This window comes from Streptomyces sp. NPDC000941, assembly GCF_053599555.1.
The window spans coordinates 1-18,414 of the sequence record NZ_JBSFMM010000046.1; the positions used below are offsets into that span (position 1 = coordinate 1).

General features: G+C 71.2%; 17 protein-coding genes. 11 read left to right on the plus strand and 6 right to left on the minus strand.

What is annotated here, in order from left to right; translation table 11 throughout:
• Positions 1-39 precede the first annotated feature (39 nt).
• Positions 40-396: a carboxymuconolactone decarboxylase family protein gene (locus ACWDSL_RS17190; RefSeq protein WP_450486122.1), complete on the minus strand. Its 357-nt coding sequence runs from the start codon at positions 394-396 to the stop codon at positions 40-42.
• Positions 397-590: 194 nt separating this feature from the next.
• Here ACWDSL_RS17190 and ACWDSL_RS17195 point away from each other — a divergent pair, with 194 nt between their 5' ends.
• Entirely contained in the window at positions 591-1,706 is a 1,116-nt protein-coding gene (locus ACWDSL_RS17195; protein WP_450486124.1) for an NAD(P)/FAD-dependent oxidoreductase, read from the plus strand.
• A gap of 16 nt (positions 1,707-1,722) precedes the next feature.
• Here ACWDSL_RS17195 and ACWDSL_RS17200 read toward each other — a convergent pair whose 3' ends face one another.
• Positions 1,723-3,354 (minus strand): GMC oxidoreductase, encoded by a 1,632-nt coding sequence (locus ACWDSL_RS17200; protein ID WP_450486126.1) that lies wholly within the window; start codon positions 3,352-3,354, stop codon positions 1,723-1,725.
• 166 nt (positions 3,355-3,520) lie between these two features.
• Here ACWDSL_RS17200 and ctaD point away from each other — a divergent pair, with 166 nt between their 5' ends.
• The 3 genes from ctaD to ACWDSL_RS17215 all read left to right on the plus strand — a co-directional run bounded on the left by ctaD (position 3,521) and on the right by ACWDSL_RS17215 (position 6,374).
• Entirely contained in the window at positions 3,521-5,191 is a 1,671-nt protein-coding gene (gene ctaD, locus ACWDSL_RS17205) for an aa3-type cytochrome oxidase subunit I (protein WP_450486128.1), read from the plus strand.
• Between the two features lie 6 nt (positions 5,192-5,197).
• On the plus strand, positions 5,198-5,563 hold the full coding sequence (locus ACWDSL_RS17210; RefSeq protein WP_450486130.1) for a hypothetical protein: 366 nt from the start codon (positions 5,198-5,200) through the stop codon (positions 5,561-5,563).
• Between the two features lie 151 nt (positions 5,564-5,714).
• Entirely contained in the window at positions 5,715-6,374 is a 660-nt protein-coding gene (locus ACWDSL_RS17215) for a TetR/AcrR family transcriptional regulator (RefSeq protein ID WP_450486209.1), read from the plus strand.
• Positions 6,375-6,391: 17 nt separating this feature from the next.
• Here the strand turns inward: ACWDSL_RS17215 and ACWDSL_RS17220 are convergent, their stop codons facing one another.
• Both ACWDSL_RS17220 and ACWDSL_RS17225 read right to left on the minus strand, forming a co-directional pair.
• On the minus strand, positions 6,392-7,054 hold the full coding sequence (locus ACWDSL_RS17220; protein ID WP_450486132.1) for a hypothetical protein: 663 nt from the start codon (positions 7,052-7,054) through the stop codon (positions 6,392-6,394).
• An 8-nt stretch (positions 7,055-7,062) separates the two neighbouring features.
• Positions 7,063-7,569, minus strand: a complete 507-nt coding sequence (locus ACWDSL_RS17225) for a matrixin family metalloprotease (protein ID WP_450486134.1) — start codon at positions 7,567-7,569, stop codon at positions 7,063-7,065.
• 196 nt (positions 7,570-7,765) lie between these two features.
• On the opposite strand from ACWDSL_RS17225, the gene ACWDSL_RS17230 reads away from it, so the two are divergent.
• Positions 7,766-9,784 (plus strand): AMP-dependent synthetase/ligase, encoded by a 2,019-nt coding sequence (locus ACWDSL_RS17230; RefSeq protein ID WP_450486136.1) that lies wholly within the window; start codon positions 7,766-7,768, stop codon positions 9,782-9,784.
• Between the two features lie 106 nt (positions 9,785-9,890).
• Here ACWDSL_RS17230 and ACWDSL_RS17235 read toward each other — a convergent pair whose 3' ends face one another.
• A complete protein-coding gene (locus ACWDSL_RS17235) occupies positions 9,891-10,094 on the minus strand; it encodes a cold-shock protein (RefSeq protein ID WP_014178671.1) in 204 nt (67 codons plus the stop codon).
• A gap of 292 nt (positions 10,095-10,386) precedes the next feature.
• Here ACWDSL_RS17235 and ACWDSL_RS17240 point away from each other — a divergent pair, with 292 nt between their 5' ends.
• From ACWDSL_RS17240 to ACWDSL_RS17265, 6 genes are all read left to right on the plus strand, one after another.
• On the plus strand, positions 10,387-11,319 hold the full coding sequence (locus ACWDSL_RS17240) for a menaquinone biosynthetic enzyme MqnA/MqnD family protein (RefSeq protein ID WP_450486138.1): 933 nt from the start codon (positions 10,387-10,389) through the stop codon (positions 11,317-11,319).
• Between the two features lie 154 nt (positions 11,320-11,473).
• Positions 11,474-13,201, plus strand: a complete 1,728-nt coding sequence (locus ACWDSL_RS17245) for a protein kinase domain-containing protein (RefSeq protein WP_450486140.1) — start codon at positions 11,474-11,476, stop codon at positions 13,199-13,201.
• 169 nt (positions 13,202-13,370) lie between these two features.
• Positions 13,371-14,570 (plus strand): cyclic dehypoxanthinyl futalosine synthase, encoded by a 1,200-nt coding sequence (gene mqnC, locus ACWDSL_RS17250; RefSeq protein WP_450486142.1) that lies wholly within the window; start codon positions 13,371-13,373, stop codon positions 14,568-14,570.
• A gap of 49 nt (positions 14,571-14,619) precedes the next feature.
• Positions 14,620-15,069 (plus strand): imidazolonepropionase-like domain-containing protein, encoded by a 450-nt coding sequence (locus ACWDSL_RS17255; RefSeq protein ID WP_450486144.1) that lies wholly within the window; start codon positions 14,620-14,622, stop codon positions 15,067-15,069.
• Positions 15,070-15,136: 67 nt separating this feature from the next.
• Positions 15,137-15,829, plus strand: a complete 693-nt coding sequence (locus tag ACWDSL_RS17260) for a demethylmenaquinone methyltransferase (protein WP_450486146.1) — start codon at positions 15,137-15,139, stop codon at positions 15,827-15,829.
• A gap of 104 nt (positions 15,830-15,933) precedes the next feature.
• Positions 15,934-17,340, plus strand: coding sequence for a geranylgeranyl reductase family protein (locus ACWDSL_RS17265; RefSeq protein WP_450486148.1), 1,407 nt, complete (start codon positions 15,934-15,936; stop codon positions 17,338-17,340).
• Positions 17,341-17,362: 22 nt separating this feature from the next.
• On the opposite strand, the gene ACWDSL_RS17270 is transcribed toward ACWDSL_RS17265, so the two are convergent.
• Positions 17,363-18,148 carry a VOC family protein gene (locus ACWDSL_RS17270; protein WP_450486150.1) on the minus strand — a complete coding sequence of 262 codons (786 nt, stop codon included), beginning with the start codon at positions 18,146-18,148 and terminating at the stop codon, positions 17,363-17,365.
• Positions 18,149-18,414: the final 266 nt, after the last annotated feature.

The following is an 18,414-nucleotide window of genomic DNA, read 5'->3' on the forward strand; positions in this document are numbered from 1 at the left end:
CCGCTCTCGGCCGAGAGCGGGGCGACGCGTTTTATGCGCTCAGGACTTGCTCCGGTGCCGGGCGTCGGCCTCGGCTATCGCCGCGGCATCGGCCTCGGCCAACGCGATGGTGAAGCCGAGCGCCTTGGTGATGTGACTCGCGGCCGACATGACGCGCGCCGTGCCCACGACGGGGGCGATCGCGACGAGAACGTCTTGCAGCTGCTCGGCTGTCAGGTTGGCCTTGACCGCGGGATCGACGTGGGCGAGGTAGGAGATCCCCGGTGCGTCCATGGCGACGAGCGCGGCGAGGCGGGTGAGGATGAGCGTGCGGTCGTCCAGGCTGCAGCGGTCGATCGAGTCGACTGTCATGGCGGCGAGCGTGTCGAGAACGGGCGTTTCCGATGTTGCGGCCATGTCCGTATCGCCTTCCAGTGCTGTACGGAGCCGATGCGCGCCCCCGCTGACCACGGGAATCCCCACGCGTTCGGCGGCTTGCTCCTTCACGGTAAAGGCCCCCTGAGGCTCACGCCTGCTGGGCTGCTCGGGTGAACTTTGCTGGATTGGCAAGAGAGCTGGCCGTTCTGGCATGCGGCGCGCACGGTGGGTGTATGAGCGTGAACAAGGTTTCTGAAGACAAGATTTCCGAAGAGTTCGATGTCGTGGTGGTCGGAGGGGGTGCCGCCGGGCTGTCGGGGGCGCTGACGCTGGCGCGGGCCCGGCGGTCCGTGGTGGTGATCGACTCCGGTGAGCCGCGCAACGCGCCCGCCGCGGGGGCGCACGGGCTGCTGTCGCGCGACGGAGTATCGCCGCTGGAGCTGTTGCGGATCGGCCGGGAGGAGGTGGCCGGGTACGGCGGGCAGGTCGTGTCCGATCGGGCGGTCTGCGCCCGGCGGGTGGCGGGCGGCTTCGTCGTCGAGGCCGGGAGCGGTCGCCGCTTCCGGGCGCGGCGGCTGCTGGTGACGACCGGGCTGGTGGATGAGGTGCCGGAGGTGCCGGGGCTGCGGGAGCGGTGGGGGCGGGATGTGCTGCACTGCCCGTACTGCCATGGCTGGGAGGTCCGCGACGCGCCCATCGGCGTGCTCGCCGTCAGTCCGCTCTCCGTGCACCAGGCGTTGCTGTTCCGGCAGTGGTCGGATCGGGTGACGCTGTTTCTGCACACCGGTGCCGAGTTGGCCGAGGACGACTGGGAGCGGCTGGCCGCGCGGGGGATCGCCGTGGTCGACGGCGAGGTGACGGGTCTCGAGGTGGTGGCGGACCGGCTGGCCGGGGTCCGGTTGGCCTCGGGGCGGCGGGTGCCGGTGGAGGCCCTGGTGGTGGCGACGCGGATGGTGGCGCGCGGCGAGGTCCTGGCGGGCCTCGGGCTGAGCGCGGTGGAGCATCCCATGGGGGTCGGGACGTATGTGCCGTCGGACGCGAGCGGGCTCACCGAGGTGGCCGGGGTGTGGGCGGCGGGGAACGTCACCGACCTGCTGGCCAACGTCCCGGTCGCGCAGGCGGCCGGGTTCCAGGCCGCGGCGGCGATCAACGCCGATCTGGTGGTCGAGGACACCGACGCCGCCGTGGCCCGCCGCAGGTCCGCGGCCCTCCCGACAGCTGGTTCCGAAGCCGTCTCCGGGGGCGTTTTCGGTCCGGCCGATGAGGCCGAGGTCTGCGCGCGGGTCCTGGGCGAGCGCCGGCACGGTCTCGACCCGCTGCCGCGCTCCCAAGGGCCCGCGCGGCCGTAGGAGTGGCGGTGACCCGTCAGCCCACGCCGTCCTCGGCCAGGACGCGGGCCATGGTGCGCTCGGCCAGGGCCGTGATGGTCACGAAGGGGTTGACGCCGATCGAGCCCGGGATGAGCGAGCCGTCGGTCACGTACAGCCTGTCGTAGCCGACGGCCCGGCCGTACGCGTCCGTGGCGCGGCCCAGGACGCAGCCGCCCAGGGGGTGGTAGCAGAAGTCGGCGGCGAAGGCGCGGGTGTCGCCGAAGAGGTCGTAGCGGTAGATGGTGCCGTTGGCGGAGTTGAGGCGGTCGAAGAGGGATTTGGCGGCGGCGACGGAGGGGGCGCTCTGGGTGCCGGTCCAGTTCAGGACGGCGGCGTCCTTGGCCGCGTCGTAGGTGAAGGTGCCGCGCTCGGGGTTCTTGGTGATGGCGAGGTAGAGGCTGGCCCAGGTCTCGGTGCCGGCCGGGAGCGGGGCGATCTCGGCGAAGACGGGGTTGGTGGCGTTGGACCAGTCGTCGATCCCCATCACCGGGATCGTCGACTGGTTGGCGCCGGTCGGGTTCCATATGTGGTTGGCGCGGCCGAGCATGACGTTGCCGTTGCCGCCCCAGCCGCGGCCGATCTGCGGGCTCAGGGCGGGCAGGGTGCCGGTCTCGCGGGCGCGCAGCAGGAGCTCGGTGGTGCCGAGGCTGCCCGCGCCGAGGAAGAGCGAGCGGCAGGAGATCTCGTCGGTGCCGACGACGGCGCCGGTGTCGTCGAGGCGGTCCACGGTCAGGACGTACGTGCCGTCGGCGGCCCTGCGGATGGCGCGGGCGCGGCTGAGGGTGCGGATGGTGACGTTCCCCGTGCCGAGGGCCGCCGCGAGATAGGTCTTGTCGAGGCTGCGCTTGCCGAAGTTGTTGCCGTAGATGACCTCCTGGGCGAGGGCGGACTTGGTGGCGGTCCCGGCGGCCTCGCGCTGCATGTAGTCGAAGTCGTACACATTGGGGACGAAGACGGTCTTCAGGCCCGCCGTTTTCGCCTGGTCGCGGGAGACGCGGGCGTACTTGTACCACTCAGTGGACTCGAACCAGGCGGACGGGACGGTGGCGGCGCCGAGCATGCGGTTGGCGAGCGGGAAGTACGTGGCGTACATCGCATCGGCGTCGACCTGGGGCAGCACCTCCTGGAAGTACGCGCGGGACGGGGTGACCGCCATGCCCCCGTTGACGAGCGACCCGCCGCCGACGCCGCGTCCGACGTAGACGGACATGTTGGGGAAGCGGACGCGGTCCAGGACGCCGGGGTAGGGCGTGATGTCCTTGTTGATGACGTCCAGCCACAGGAAGGTGGCCAGCGGCGCCTCGGTTCTGGTCTTGAACCACATGGAGCGCCGGTCGGGCGCGGTCATCGAACAGTAGACCTTGCCGTCGGAGGCCGGGGCGTTCCACAGCCGCCCCATCTCCAGGACCAGGGTCTTCACGCCTGCCTCGCCGAGCCGCAGGGCGGCGACCGCCGCGCCGTAGCCGGAGCCGACGACGACGGCGGGGGCGTATTCGGCGCTCGCCGTGGGGGTGGGGCGGTCGGCGGCGGCCGCCGGGGAGAGGGCTATCCGGGTGAGCCCGAGGGCCGCGGCGCCGCGCAGGGCGGCCAGACCAAGAATGTGACGACGCGTCAGATTTGCTGTCATGCTCGCATCATGTGCGGAGTCCTGGGTTCCGCCCATACTGCTCACACATGGTCTTTTATAGACCACTCCTGTCACACGCCCACCAAAGGGTCATAGTCGCCTCTTCCGCCCCAGCCGCGTTATGAACGTCGGACGCGTAGGGCATAGGGCGTCGGGTGGAGGAGCGATGGCGGTAGAGGCGAGGCGGGCGGAGCAGCGGGAGCCCGAGCGGGAAAGCCGGAACAGGGTCGGCACGGTCATCATCAGTTGGCTGACCACGACCGATCACAAGAAGATCGGCAACTTGTACATGGTGACGTCCTTCGTCTTCTTTCTCTTCGCCGGGCTGCTGGCGATGGTGATGCGGGCGGAGCTGGCGCGGCCGGGTACCCAGCTTGTCTCCAATGAGCAGTTCAACCAGGCGTTCACCATGCATGGCACGATCATGATGCTGATGTTCGCGACACCGCTGTTCGCGGGCTTCACCAACGCCATCATGCCGCTGCAGATCGGCGCCCCGGACGTGGCGTTCCCACGGCTGAACATGTTCGCGTACTGGCTCTATCTCTTCGGCTCGCTCATCGCGGTGGCCGGATTCATCACCCCGAACGGGGCCGCCGACTTCGGCTGGTTCGCGTATACGCCGCTGTCGGACAAGGTGAATTCGCCGAATCTGGGCGGCGATATGTGGGTCATGGGGCTCGCCTTCTCCGGGTTCGGCACGATCCTGGGCGCGGTCAACTTCATCACCACGATCATCTGTATGCGCGCCCCGGGGCTGACGATGTTCCGGATGCCGATCTTCACCTGGAACGTCCTGCTCACCAGCGTGCTGGTGATCATGGTTTTCCCGGTGCTGGCCGCGTCCCTTTTCGCGCTGGAGGCGGACCGTAAGTTCGGGGCGCGGGTCTACGACCCGTCCAACGGTGGTGCGGTGCTATGGCAGCATTTGTTCTGGTTCTTCGGCCATCCCGAGGTCTATATCATCGCGCTGCCGTTCTTCGGGGTGATCACCGAGATCATTCCGGTGTTCAGCCGCAAGCCGGTATTCGGCTACGCGGGTCTGGTGGCCGCGACCGTCTCCATCGCCGGTCTTTCGGCCACGGTGTGGGCGCACCATATGTTCGTCACCGGGGCGGTGCTGCTGCCGTTCTTCTCCTTCATGTCCTTTCTCATCGCGGTGCCCACCGGGGTGAAGTTCTTCAACTGGGTCGGGACGATGTGGAAAGGGTCGCTGTCCTTCGAGACACCGATGCTGTGGTCCATCGGATTCCTCGTCACCTTCCTGTTCGGCGGGCTCACCGGGGTGCTCCTGGCCTCGCCACCCCTCGACTTCCATGTCAGTGACAGCTATTTCGTGGTCGCCCACTTCCATTACGTCGTCTTCGGGACCGTGGTTTTCGCGATGTTCGGCGGATTCTACTTCTGGTGGCCGAAGTTCACCGGAAAAATGCTGGACGAACGGCTCGGGAAAATCCATTACTGGACGCTGTTCACCGGTTTCCACACCACCTTCCTCGTCCAGCACTGGCTCGGCGCCAAGGGAATGCCGCGGCGCTACGCCGACTATCTGGCCGCGGACGGATTCACCGGGCTGAACACCATCTCGACCATCGGAGCGTTTCTGCTCGGCATGTCCACTCTCCCGTTCCTCTACAACGTCTGGAAGACCGCCAAATACGGGGAGAAGGTGACCGTGGACGACCCCTGGGGATACGGCAGATCGCTGGAGTGGGCGACCTCCTGTCCGCCGCCGCGGCACAACTTCCTCGCCCTCCCCAAGGTCCGCAGCGAATCCCCCGCCTTCGACCTGCACCACCCCGACGTCGCCGAGTCGTTGCAGCGCGAGCGGGCGTAGGCACACGTGCCCGATCCCTATGAGATCGAGTCGGGCATCGCCCGGCTGGAGGGCTATCTGCTGTGCGAGAGCGAGCTCGGCGACGCCCGGGCGGAGGCCGAGGCGTTCGCCGGGCGGCTGGCCTGGCTCACCGCCGCCCAGCGCGAGGAGGTGGTCCGGCTGTACACCGAGGAGCGCGTCGAGCTCTCCCGGCGCATGCTGCGCCGCATCGTCGACCGCTGCGAGGAGCTGCGCGCCGAGTACACGGCGCGCTACGACGAACTGCGGCGGCGCCTGGTGTGCCGGTGCGTCGCGGGGATCCTGGTGGCCATGACGGCTCTGGCGGTCGTGGGCGCCGTCGCGCTGTGGGCGGCCCTGGGCGTGACACCATGATCCTGATCTTCCGGAACTGATGTGAGGGGTCTTCACCAGCCTTAGGCTTGACGGCGGCCAGGCGACCTGGAGACCCCGCGACCGAGGGGTGCCGGGCGGGCAGGGGCGAAGGGGGGCGGCCGGCGTGGGCAGGGCGACGAAGAGCAGGCGGATGCCGAGGGCGGTGCGCGAGCAGCAGATGCTCGACGCGGCCGTACAAACCTTCGCGCGGCGCGGCTACAGAAACGCCTCCATGGACGACATCGCCGAGCAGGCGGGGGTCTCCAAGCCGCTGGTTTATCTGTATCTGAACTCCAAAGACGAGCTGTTCGCGGCGTGCATCCGGCGGGAGGCCGACTCGCTGGTGGCGGCGATACGGGCGGCCGTCGAGCATGACGCGCCCGCCGACCGCCGGCTGTGGAGCGGGCTGCACGGCTTCTTCACGCACACCGCCGAGCACCCGGACGGATGGGCGCTGCTGCACGTCCAGGCCCGTACGCACGGCGATCCCTTCGCGCGGGAGGTCGCCGCGATGCGGGCGGAGATCGTCGAGTTCGTCACCCATCTGCTCCGGGCGGCCGTGCGGGAGAACGGATGCGGGGTGGCGCGGACGGGCCGGATGACCGGTGGCGAGGCGGCCGGGCTCGCGTATGCGCTGGTGGGCGCGGCGGAGTCGCTGGCCGAGTGGGCGGGCGACCGGGCGGGCGACCGGGCGGGCGGAGGGCCTTCGGCCGAGGAGGCGGCGGCCACGCTGATGAACTTCGCCTGGGCGGGTCTTGGCAACCTGCTGCGGGGCGAGGGCTGGTCGCCCGGCGAGCACGTAGGGGCGTAGGGGCGTAGGGGCGGCGCTCAGCCGATGTGGGCCCTGGCGTACAGCGCCGAGGGGTCCTTGGCCCGGGAGACCGCCGAGGGGTGCGTATGCCGCTGGGCGGTGGGGTGCGCGACGCCTTTCTCCCACACCGTGGACATATCGGTGCCGCTGTCCGAGCCGCCTTCGGCGGGGGACAGGTCCACCGGGTGGAAGTTGGACGGGGCGGTGTGCCAGCCGTCCGGGGCGAGCCGGGTGGCCAGGACATAGGTCCTGCCCACCTCGAGCGCCGGGGCCTCGCCCACCACGACCCGCTGCCGCCGCAGCGGGTCGTCGCCGCCCTCCTGGGCGACCCGTACGCTGCCGCTGACCTCGCCCTTGAGGGTTTTGCGCACCTCGACCCGGTAGGTGGTCCACAGCAGCCGGTCGCCGTTCGTACGCCGCAGTCCCTCGCGCGCCGTGACCTTGCCGATGAACACGTCGTCGGCCCAACCGGAGGCGAATTCCGGGGTGTCGAGCCGTACCGCGTAGGTGGGGTGGTAGTGGGTGGTGCCATACGGGACGGTGAACCACGCGGCCGCGCCGCCGCCGAGGGCCAGGAGGGCCGAGCCGAGCGCGATCGCTTTGGTGCGCGCTCCTGCGCGCGCCCTGCGCTTCGGATGCGCCGTGCGCGCTGCTCCGCTGGGGTGAAGTTCGGTGAACACGGCGCCGTTCACCCCCAGATGGCCCGGTAGGCCGCGATGTCGTCGGCCGACGGGGTGATGGCGGTGCGGGTGTCGTCGCAGTACATGACCGCGCCGGTGGCGGTGTGGTGCCCCAGCTTGAGCGCATGGCCGAGTTCGTGGGTGACCACGCCGTTCCTGGTCTCCGCGGAGTAGTCCTTCAGGAAGTGGTCGTTGAGGACGATGTCGTCGGAGCCGAGGTCGTGGGGCTCCCACAGACCGGACCAGCCGACGTCGCTGCGGTCGACGTCGCTCGCGTCCACATCCGCGTACGCCGTGCCCGTATCCGGCCGGACGTCGACCTTGCCCAGCGCGTTCCAGGCGGCGCGCGCCCGGTCCCACTCCGCCGTGTACTTGGTGTGCAGATCGTAGGTCAGCTCCGAACCGTCCACGGATCCGGCGGTGTTCGGGGCGTCCTCGCAGGCCGCGGAGGCCGGGGGAGCGGGCAGTCCGGCGCACAGCCCCACCGTCAGCGACGCGGTCGTCAGAAGGCGCACAGGGAGACGTACAGGGAGGCGAACGGGGACACGTATGGGGAGGCGTATCGCCATGGGCACTTGCCCCTCGTCGGTGTACGGCCCGAGGGCATCACCGTAGACAGGCACCGCCACCCGGCGCACTCGCACAGGTCTTCCCGGGGGAATCAAAGGATGATTACTCTGAAGTAACGTTACTGATGGGTCAGGAGTCGTCATGCCACAGCGGTCAGTACGTCCCGCGCCCACCCCTGCGCCCGCCCTCACCCCACCCGAACTGCAGGCCGCGGGCGGCCGGATACGGCAGGCCGCCGTCCCCCCGCTCGCCCCGCCCGTCACCCGCGGCAGTCTGGCCGACATCCCCTTCGACAACGCCGCCCAGGCCCCCGCCGACCCCGTCCTCAGCCGGGTGAACCCGGACGGCAGCTGGCGGGAGGTCACCGCCGCCGCGTTCGCCGCCGAGGTGCTGGCCTGCGCCAAGGGGCTGATCGCGCACGGTCTGCGGCCCGGCGACCGGCTGGCGATCATGGCCCGCACCACCTACGAGTGGACGCTGTTCGACTTCGCCGCCTGGGCCGCCGGGCTGGTCACCGTCCCCGTCTACCCCACCTCCTCGCAGGCGCAGACGCACTGGATCCTGCGGGACTCGGGCGCCGCCGCCTGCGTCGTCGAGAGCGTGGAGCAGTCGCGGCTGGTCAGCGCCGTACGGCGGGAGCTGCCCGACCTCGCCCATCTGTGGCAGTTCGACGCGGGCGCCGTCGCCAAGCTGGACGCGGCCGGGCGGGCGATCCCGGACGAGGAGGTGGCGCGGCGGCGGGCCGGCCTGGGGCCAGGCGACCTCGCGACCATCGTCTACACCTCGGGCACCACGGGCCGCCCCAAGGGCTGTGCGCTCACCCACGCCAACTTCTTCGCCGAGGTGGACAACGCCATCGAACTGCTCCACCCGGTCTTCAAAACGGTCAGCGACGAGCCCGCCGCCACCCTCCTCTTCCTGCCGCTGTCGCATGTCTTCGGGCGGATGATCGCGGTCGGCTGTCTCCGGGCCCGGGTCCGGCTAGGCCACGCCCCCAGCCTCCGCACCGAGGACCTGCTGGCGGGCCTGGCCGGATTCCGGCCGACCTTCCTGCTGGCCATCCCCTATGTGCTGGAGAAGGTCCACAACAGCGGACGGGCGACGGCCGAGCGGATGGGCCGGGCCGGCGCCTTCGACCGCGCCGCCGGGGTGGCCCGGCGGTACGGCGTGGCGCTCGAGGAGGCCCGGCGCGGCGGCAGCCGCCCGGGGCCGGTGCTGCGCGCCGCCCACGCGCTGTACGAACCGCTGGTCTACCGCAAGATCCGGGACGCGCTCGGCGGCAAGGTGCGCTACGTGATCTGCGGCGGCTCCCCGCTCGGCCGCCGCCTCGCCGCCTTCTACGCGGGCGCGGGCATCGAGATCTTCGAGGGCTACGGCCTGACGGAGACGACCGCGGCCGCCACCGTCACACCCCCGCTGCGCCCGCGCCTGGGCACTGTGGGCTGGCCGCTGCCCGGCAGCGCGGTGCGGATCGCGGAGGACGGCGAGGTGCTGCTGCGCGGCGGGCAGGTCTTCTCCGGCTACTGGGACGCGCAGTTGGGGCGCGCCGTGCCCGAGGGCGGCCCGGAGACCTGGTACGCCACCGGTGACCTCGGGGCGCTCGACGACGAGGGCTATCTGACCATCACCGGCCGTAAGAAAGAACTGATCGTCACATCGGGCGGCAAGAACGTGGCCCCCGCCCCGCTGGAGGACCGGCTGCGCGCCCATCCGCTGGTCGGTCAGTGCATGGTGATCGGCGACAACCGCCCGTATGTGACGGCGCTGCTCACCCTGGACCCGGACGGGCTGGCGCACTGGCGGCGGATGGCGCAGCGGCAGGCCGTGCCGATCCGTCGGCTGGTCACCGACGAACTGCTGCTCGCGGAGGTCAAGCGCGCCGTGGACGACGCCAATGAGCTGGTCTCGCGCGCCGAGTCGATCCGCCGCTTCGCCGTGCTGCCGGTGTCGTTCACCGAGGAGTCCGGGCATCTGACGCCGTCGCTGAAGCTGCGGCGGGCGGCGGTCGCCCGGGACTTCGCCGAGGAGATCGAGACGCTGTACGCGGCGGAGAACGCGAAGAACGCGAAGAACGCGAAGAACGCGAAGAACGCGAAGAACGCGAAGAACGCGAAGAACGTGAAGAACGCGGATGACACAGAAAACAGTGCCGGTATCTGAAGTGAATAAACGATTAAGTGAATAGGGAAGATTTCAAGGTCGAAAACAAGGCAGGAGCCCCGGCCCCCGCCGAAGCGGAAGCCGGGGCTCCTTGGGTACTGCTTAATCAGGCCGCGCTGACGTTCTCCGCCTGCGGGCCCTTCGGGCCCTGGGTGACGTCGAAGGTAACGGCCTGGTTCTCCTCAAGGGAGCGGAAACCAGACGCGTTGATCGCGGAGTAGTGAACGAAGACATCGGGGCCGCCGCCGTCTTGGGCGATGAAGCCGAAGCCCTTCTCGGCGTTGAACCACTTGACGGTTCCGGTAGCCATAAGCCCTCCTTGGGCCAAAGGGTTGCCCTGCTCCAGAACCTGCAAGAAGTCTGAAAATCTACAAAAGCCCGCGGTTACATGCTCCGCAGGCTTTGTACTGCAAGGAAACCAAACTGCAACTTGCGGCGAGCTTAGCACGCTGCGTGTGTGCGGGGAAGGAGCCGAAGATCACGAATTCGAGGGGTTTCCCTGGTCAGCCGATTGGATAGGACCCCAGGTCGGAGCGGACTGCCCCGGCCCTGCGGCGGCCCCCGCCGCCGCCGTGTGCGACACGCGGGGCTAGCCTCCGTATGTGGACAATTCACCGAGTTCCCCCGCCCGGAGTACATACGACGCCACGACCGCCGCAGGCGGTGCCCACCCGCCCTGCCGCCGGACCCGGCCGAGGGTCGGCCACATCCAGTACCTCAACTGTCTGCCCCTCTACTGGGGCCTGGCGACCAGTGGCGCCCTGCTCGACGTCGAGCTCACCAAGGACACTCCGGACGCCCTCAACGACAAGCTGGTCCGCGGCGATCTCGACATCGGCCCGATCAGCCTGGTGGAGTTCCTGCGCAACGCCGACGACCTGGTGGCGCTGCCCGATATCGCGGTCGGCTGCGACGGGCCCGTGATGTCCTGTGTGATCGTCTCGCAGCTGCCGCTCGAGCAGCTGGACCGGGCCCGGGTCGCCCTCGGCTCCGCCTCGCGCACCTCCGTACGGCTGGCGCAGCTGCTGCTCGCCGAGCGCTACGGGATCACCCCCGACTACTACACCTGCCCGCCGGACCTCAGCCTGATGATGCAGGAGGCGGAGGCGGCGGTGCTGATCGGCGACGCGGCGCTGCGCGCCAATCTGCACTACGCCCCGAAGCTCGGCCTCCAGGTCCATGACCTGGGGCAGATGTGGAAGGAGTGGACCGGGCTGCCGTTCGTCTTCGCGGTGTGGGCGGCGCGCCGCGAGTACATGGAGCGGGAGCCGGAGATCGTCAGCAAGGTGCACGAGGCGTTTCTCGACTCCCGGGACCTGTCCCTGGTGGAGGTCACCAAGGTCGCCGAGCAGGCGGCGCGCTGGGAGGCGCTGGAGGCGCCGGTCCTGGAGCGCTACTTCACCACCCTCGACTTCAGCCTGGGCGAGCGCCAGTTGGAGGGCATCGCCGAGTTCGCGCGCCGCACCGGCCCGGTGGCCGGCTACCCCGCCGACGTACGGGTGCGCCCGGCGGACCTGGGCTCCCGTGCCGGGTGAACCGGGCGACATGGCTGTCTGAGCGCCCTGGAACGCCCGTCCGACCGCCCTGGGCAGCGGTGTAACGGCTTGGTGCGCATCGGGTCCCGCTCCCGGCGGTATGTCAGGGGCAGGACCTAAGCTGGAGCGGCGCAGGCGAGGGGGGAGCGACGGGATGGAGCCGCTGGGAGCGGAGGATCCGCAGGTCATCGGCGCATACCGACTGCTCGGCCGGCTCGGCTCGGGCGGTATGGGCCGGGTCTTCGTGGGGCGTAGCGCGGGCGGCCGGACCGTGGCCGTGAAGGTCGTGCACGCACACTTCTCGCTCGACCACGAGTTCCGCGCCCGGTTCCGCCGTGAGGTGGAGGCCGCGCGGCGGGTCGGCGGGGAATGGACCGCGCCGGTCCTGGACGCCGATCCGGACGCGCGCGTCCCGTGGGTGGCCACGGGCTATGTCGCGGGCCCGTCCCTGAGCCAGGCCATCGCCGACGAGGGGCCGCTGCCCGAGCCGTCCGTACGGGCCCTGGGCGCGGGGCTGGCGGAGGCGCTGGTCGCCGTGCACGCCCTGGGCCTGGTCCACCGCGACGTCAAGCCGTCCAACGTGCTGCTCGCCCTGGACGGCCCGCGCCTGATCGACTTCGGCATAGCGCGGGCCACGCAGGGCACGGTGTCCCTGACCTCGACCGGCGCCTCGATCGGCTCGCCCGGCTATATGGCGCCCGAGCAGATCCTGGGCAAGGGCGTGGACGGTGCGGCCGACGTCTTCTCGCTCGGCGCCGTGCTGGCGTACGCGGCGACGGGCGAGCCGCCCTTCCCGGGCGACAGCTCGGCCGCGCTGCTCTACAAGGTGGTCCACGAGGAGGCCCGGCTCGGCCGCGGGCTGACCGGGGAGCTGCGGGACCTGGTCGCCGCCTGCCTGGCCAAGGACCCGTCCGCCCGGCCCACCCCGGAGCGGATCGTCAGCCGCCTCGCCCCGGACGGGGGCGCCTCGGACCTGGTGCGGCCGGGGTGGCTGCCCGGGCCGCTGGTCGAGCGGGTGAGCCGGCGGGCGGTGGAGCTCCTCGACCTGGACGCGTCGGCGCCCGCCGTCCCCGCGGCCACGCCGGCGGCTCCGCAGACCCCCGGGGCCCCGCCCGCCCCGGTGATCCTCACGGCTCCCGGGACCCCGGCGGCGTCGGCGCATACGCCCGCCACTCCCCTGGGTGCGTTCGGCCCGCCGGACCCGTCGTACGGCGGCCCGGCCCGGGCCGCCGCGCCGGAGGGCCGGGCTCCCGGCGCGCCCGCCCCGGCAGAGGGACAGCCGGCCGAGGGACAGTCGGCCGGGGGGCGCAGGTTCGCGCTGTCCGCCGCCATCGGAGGCAGGAAGCGGCCCAAGGCGCTCAGCTGCACGCTGGTGCTGTCGATCGCGGGCGCGCTGGCCGCCGCCACGACGGCGGCCGTCGTGTTCCATGTGCTGCCGGGCACCGGCGGGGACGAAGGCAAGAACGACTCCGCCGCGACCAAGAGCCCGGGGCCCAGCGCGACGGACCACGCCGGCGACAGCCCCGGCCAGGGCGTGCCCAAGGCGTTCCTCGGGACCTGGAAAGGCGACCTGACGACCGACTCCGGCGCTCCCGGGGGCGAGCTGACCATCACCATCCGCCAGGGAAAGCCGGGGGACAGGGTCGCCAGTGGCAGGGTCGAGCTGTTGGTGCTCCGCTGCGACAGCAGCTGGAAGCTGGTCTCGGCCACCTCGACCGCGCTGGTCCTCGACTCGCGGGTCAAGAAGGACGAGAGGCAGACGGGCTGTAGCACCGGCTCGTCCGATGAACGGTTCACGCTCGCCTCCAACGGCTCGCTGCGCTACAAGACGGCGGACGAGGAGGGCGGCAACCCGAGCGGCACCCTGCGCAAGGTGAACTGACCGCCCGTTCCGCGCCCCGCTGAAGGGCCGCCACGGAGCCGCCACAGAGGCCGCCGCAGAGCCGCCACGGAAGTCACCACGGAGGCCACCGTGGGGCCTCGGCGTAGCGCCGTGAGGGCTGGCGTACGCTGGGGCAGTCCGTCCGCAACCCGCCGAAAGGGACGCCCCGGTGACCGAGAACGCATCGCTTCAGGCCGTCCTCGACCGCGCCGCCGCCGGGGGCCGTATCACCCCGGAGGAAGCGCTCGACCTGTACCGGTCCGCCCCGTTGCACGCGCTCGGCGCCGCCGCCGACGCGGCCCGCCGCCGCCGCTACGCGGGCGTCGAGCACATCGCGACGTACATCATCGAGCGGAACATCAACTACACCAACGTCTGCGTGACGGCCTGCAAGTTCTGCGCCTTCTACGCCGCGCCCAAGGACACCGCCAAGGGCTGGACCCGCGACCTCGACGACATCCTGCGCCGCTGCGCCGAGACCGTCGAACTCGGCGGCACACAGATCATGTTCCAGGGCGGCCACCACCCGGACTTCGGGGTGGAGTACTACGAGCAGCACTTCTCGGCCATCAAGAAGGAATTCCCGCAGCTGGTGATCCACTCGCTGGGGGCCTCCGAGGTCGAGCACATGGCCCGGATCTCCGGCGTCTCGGCCGAGGAGGCGATCCGCCGCATCCACGCCGCGGGCCTGGACTCCTTCGCGGGCGCGGGCGCCGAGCTGCTGCCCGAGCGGCCGCGCAAGGCCATCGCGCCGCTGAAGGAGTCGGGCGAGCGCTGGCTGGAGATCATGGAGACCGCCCATAACCTCGGGGTCGAGTCCACCTCCACGATGCTCATGGGCACCGGCGAGACGAACGCCGAGCGGATCGAGCACATCCGCATGATCCGCGATGTGCAGGACCGTACGGGCGGCTTCCGCGCCTTCATCCCGTACACCTACCAGCCCGAGAACAACCACCTGAAGGGGCAGACGCAGGCGACCATCTTCGAGTACCTGCGGATGCTCGCGATCGCCCGGCTGTTCCTCGACAACGTGGCCCATATCCAGGGTTCCTGGCTGACCGTCGGCAAGGAGGCCGGTCAGCTGTCGCTGCACTACGGGGCGGACGACCTCGGCTCGGTGATGCTGGAGGAGAACGTGGTCTCCTCGGCGGGCGCCCGGCACCGGTCCAACCGGATGGAACTGCTCCACCTCATCCGTACGGCGGGGCGGGTGCCCGCGCAGCGCGCCACCACGTACGAGCACCTGGTCGTGCACGACGACCCGGCGAACGACCCGGTCGACGACCATGTCGTCTCGCATCTGTCGTCGACGGCGATCGAGGGCGGCACCGCCCACCCGGAGCTCAAGCTGATCGACGCCTCTTGAGACGCCTCTTGATAGGTCTGCCGATAAACCTCCTGATACGACACTTCTGATGCTCACCCTCCACGCGGCGCCCCTCGTCCGGCTCACCCCCGACGACGCGGCGCCGCTGCGTGACGCAGCCGTCGCGGTCGACGGCGACCGGATCGCGGCGGTCGGGCCGCTGGACGAGCTGCTCCGGGCGTATCCGCGGGCCCGGGTGCGCCACTGGCCCGGCACGCTGGGCCCGGGCCTGGTCCACGACGCGCCGGTGCCCGACGCGCCCAGCCCGCGCGAGCGGATCCACGCGCTGCTCCGGCTGGGCGCGACGGCCGTCGTCGCGGCGCGGGTCACCGACCCCGAGCTGCTGGCGGCCGCGCGGCGGGGCGGCGTCGCCGTCCTGGACCGGCCGCGCCCGTCCGCGCTGGTCGAGACCGGCCGGGCGGACCTCGCGGCCTTCGACGCGGACGGCGAGTGCGTGGCCACGGTGCTGGCCGGCCGGCTGGTGCACCGCCGCCGCTGAACCGCCGCTGAACGACACGGGCGGGGCCCCGCGCGGGGCGTGCCGACGCCAGGTGAACAATGGGGGCGTGACCCGAGCATCCCTGGACAAGCAGCCGCACGAAGTCGCCGCGATGTTCGACGACGTGGCGGCCAAGTACGACCTCACCAACGACGTGCTGTCGCTCGGGCAGGCCCGGCTGTGGCGCAAGGCCGTGGCGCGGGCCGTCGCCGCGCGCCCCGGTGAGCGCGTGCTCGACCTCGCCGCCGGTACGGGCACCTCCTCGCTGCCGTTCGCAGCCGCCGGCGCGTACGTCGTCCCCTGCGACTTCTCGCTCGGCATGCTCCGGGAGGGCAAGCGGCGCCATCCGCGGCTGCCGCTCACGGCGGGCGACGCGACCCGGCTGCCCTTCGCCGACGGGGTCTTCGACGCCGTCACGATCTCCTTCGGGCTGCGCAACGTCCAGGACACCCAGGCCGCGCTGCGCGAGCTGCTGCGCGTGACCAGGCCCGGCGGCCGCATCGTGATCTGCGAGTTCAGCCACCCCACCTGGCGGCCGCTGCGCACCGTCTACACCGAGTACCTGATGCGCGCCCTGCCGCCGGTCGCGACCGCGGTCAGCAGCAGCCCTGACGCGTACGTCTACCTCGCCGAGTCGATCCGGGCCTGGCCCGACCAGGCCGGTCTGGCCGCGCGGCTGGGCAAGGCGGGCTGGGCGAAGGTCGCCTGGCGCGATCTGACGGGCGGGATCGTGGCGCTCCACCGGGGCATCAAGCCGTAACCACTGGCGCCGTCAGGCCGTAACCACCGGGGCGTCAGGCCGTAACCACTGGCGCCGTCAAGCGGTCGCCACCGCGGCGTCAGGCGATCGCGGCGTCAAGCCGGATGCGCGGCAGGCACGACCAGGGGTGGCCCTCCGTATCCGCCGGAGCACGCCACATAGACTGCAACCGTCCAGTGCCCGGCGCGACCGGCACGCCGTTACCGAGCCTTCGGGAGACCCGCGTGAGCGAGACCGCATCCACGGAGCGGACCGCCGATGTCATCGTCGTCGGCGCCGGGCCCGCCGGCTCCACCACGGCGTACTACCTCGCCAAGGCCGGCCTGGATGTGCTGCTGCTGGAGAAGACGGCGTTCCCGCGCGAGAAGGTGTGCGGCGACGGGCTGACCCCGCGCGCCACCAAGGAGCTCGTCGCCATGGGCATCGACGTCTCCGAGGAGGCGGGCTGGCTGCGCAACCGGGGTCTGCGGATCATCGGCGGCGGGGTGCGGCTCGAGCTCGACTGGCCGGAGCTGGCCTCATACCCGGACTACGGTCTTGTCCGCAAGCGCGACGACTTCGACGAGCAGCTGGCGCGGCAGGCCCAGAAGGCCGGCGCCCGGCTGCACGAGCGGTGCAACGTGGGAGCCCCGGTCATCGACGACCGTACGGGCAAGGTCATCGGTGTCCAGGCCAAGCTCGGCGTGGAGAAGACGCCGGTCACCTTCCACGCCCCGCTGGTGGTCGCCGCGGACGGCAACTCCACCCGGCTCTCGCTGGCCATGGGGCTGCACCGGCGCGAGGACCGGCCGATGGGCGTGGCGGTGCGTACGTACTTCACCTCGCCCCGCCACGACGACGACTACCTGGAGTCCTGGCTGGAGTTGTGGGACCGCCGCGGCCCGCAGGACCGGCTGCTGCCCGGCTACGGCTGGATCTTCGGCATGGGCGACGGCACCAGCAACGTCGGCCTCGGCGTGCTGAACACCTCCGGGTCCTTCAAGGAGTTGGACTGGCGCGAGGTGCTCAAGGCGTGGTGCGCCTCGATGCCCGAGGACTGGGGCTACACCCCGGAGAACATGACCGGCCCGATCCGCGGCGCCGCCCTCCCCATGGCCTTCAACCGCCAGCCGCACTACACCCGGGGGCTGCTGCTGGTCGGCGACGCGGGCGGCATGGTCAACCCGTTCAACGGCGAGGGCATCGCCTATGCGATGGAATCCGGTCGGATCGCCTCGGACGTCATCGTCCAGGCTCACGCCCGCGCCACCGCCGCCCGCCGCGAACTGGCCCTCCAGCGCTATCCGAAGGTCATCAAGGACACCTACGGCGGCTACTACACGCTGGGCCGCGCCTTCGTGAAGCTGATCAGCAATCCGACGGTCATGAAGCTGGCGGCCCAGCGCGGTCTGACCCACCCGATGCTGATGCGGTTCACGCTCAAGCTGATGGCCAACCTCACCGACCCGACGGGCGGCGACGCGATGGACCGCATCATCAACGGCCTGGCGAAGGTGGCCCCGAAGGCATAGCGAGGGCGCCGGTTCAAGCCGCTCAGGCGGCCGTCGCCGGATTGGCGCTCGTGATGACGGCGAAATGCGCGCCGGCCGGGTCGGCCAGCCAGGCCATACGGCCGATGTCCTCGGCCGTCGTGGCGGGCATCAGCACCGACGCGCCGAGCTTTTCGGCCCGGGCGACAACCTGGTCGCAGTCCGCCACCTCGAAGTACGGCAGCCACTGCGGGACGTCGTGCCCCTGCTGGAGCGGCGCCATGCCGCCGAAGGAGCCCTCACCGCCGGGCCCGGCGGTGGAGAGCACGGTGTAGGTCCCGCCGGAGAACGACATCTCCTCGGCGGTCCAGGCGAACACCGTGTGGTAGAAGGCGATCGTGGCGACCGGGTCGGCGGTGTGCAGCTCCACCCAGCACAACGTGCCCTGCTCGGTGACCGCTTCGAGGCCCTGGGTCTTGCCGGGCTGCCAGACGGCGAACCGGGCGCCGCCGGGGTCGGTGAACTGGGCCATCCGCCCCTCGTCGAAGACGTCGAACGGTTCGGTGCGCACCGTGCCGCCCGCCTCCGCGATCAGCGCGGCGGTGCCCGAGGCGTCGGTGGTGTGGAAGTACGGCGTCCAGGCGGGGCGCGCGCCCTCCTCGTGGAGCGGGCCGAGTGCCGCTATGGTCTTGCGGTCCTTCTTGAAGAAGCCGTAGCCGCCCGCCTCGGGACCGGCCGACTCCGAAGTCCAGCCGAACAGGCCGGTGTAGAAGGCGGCGGCCGTGTCGGTGTCGGGAGTGCCGAGGTCGAGCCAGTTGGGGGCGCCGGGGACGTAGTCGGTGGTGAGCATGTGTGCTCCTTCGGCGGATCCTGGTGAGCCGGGGTCGCCGGGGCCGGATCCCGCGCCGCCGCGGGGCTGTGGCCGCCCCGGCAGTTCTCAGTCTGGCACCGGGCACCGGAGGCCGCCGCTGGGAGGCCGGGGCGGGCCGGGGTCGGGTCCGGGGCCGGCCGGGAGGGCTTTGCGGGCGGCGCCGGTCGCGAGGCGCCCGGGGCGGTGGTGACATTGAAGGAGAGGGGGGCGCCGTGGCGCCGGCCGCGGTGACACCGGATCGGGCC

Excerpts from the sequence above, each read along its gene's own strand:
- ACWDSL_RS17270 (WP_450486150.1), bottom strand. The coding sequence starts at position 18,148 with ATGCTCACCACCGACTACGTCCCCGGCGCCCCCAACTGGCTCGACCTC.
- ACWDSL_RS17195 (WP_450486124.1), top strand. The coding sequence starts at position 591 with ATGAGCGTGAACAAGGTTTCTGAAGACAAGATTTCCGAAGAGTTCGAT.
- ACWDSL_RS17200 (WP_450486126.1), bottom strand. The coding sequence starts at position 3,354 with ATGACAGCAAATCTGACGCGTCGTCACATTCTTGGTCTGGCCGCCCTG.
- ACWDSL_RS17255 (WP_450486144.1), top strand. The coding sequence starts at position 14,620 with ATGCTCACCCTCCACGCGGCGCCCCTCGTCCGGCTCACCCCCGACGAC.
- ctaD (WP_450486128.1), top strand. The coding sequence starts at position 3,521 with ATGGCGGTAGAGGCGAGGCGGGCGGAGCAGCGGGAGCCCGAGCGGGAA.
- ACWDSL_RS17215 (WP_450486209.1), top strand. The coding sequence starts at position 5,715 with ATGCCGAGGGCGGTGCGCGAGCAGCAGATGCTCGACGCGGCCGTACAA.
- ACWDSL_RS17230 (WP_450486136.1), top strand. The coding sequence starts at position 7,766 with ATGCCACAGCGGTCAGTACGTCCCGCGCCCACCCCTGCGCCCGCCCTC.
- ACWDSL_RS17245 (WP_450486140.1), top strand. The coding sequence starts at position 11,474 with ATGGAGCCGCTGGGAGCGGAGGATCCGCAGGTCATCGGCGCATACCGA.
- ACWDSL_RS17265 (WP_450486148.1), top strand. The coding sequence starts at position 15,934 with ATGCGCGGCAGGCACGACCAGGGGTGGCCCTCCGTATCCGCCGGAGCA.
- ACWDSL_RS17190 (WP_450486122.1), bottom strand. The coding sequence starts at position 396 with ATGGCCGCAACATCGGAAACGCCCGTTCTCGACACGCTCGCCGCCATG.
- ACWDSL_RS17235 (WP_014178671.1), bottom strand. The coding sequence starts at position 10,094 with ATGGCTACCGGAACCGTCAAGTGGTTCAACGCCGAGAAGGGCTTCGGC.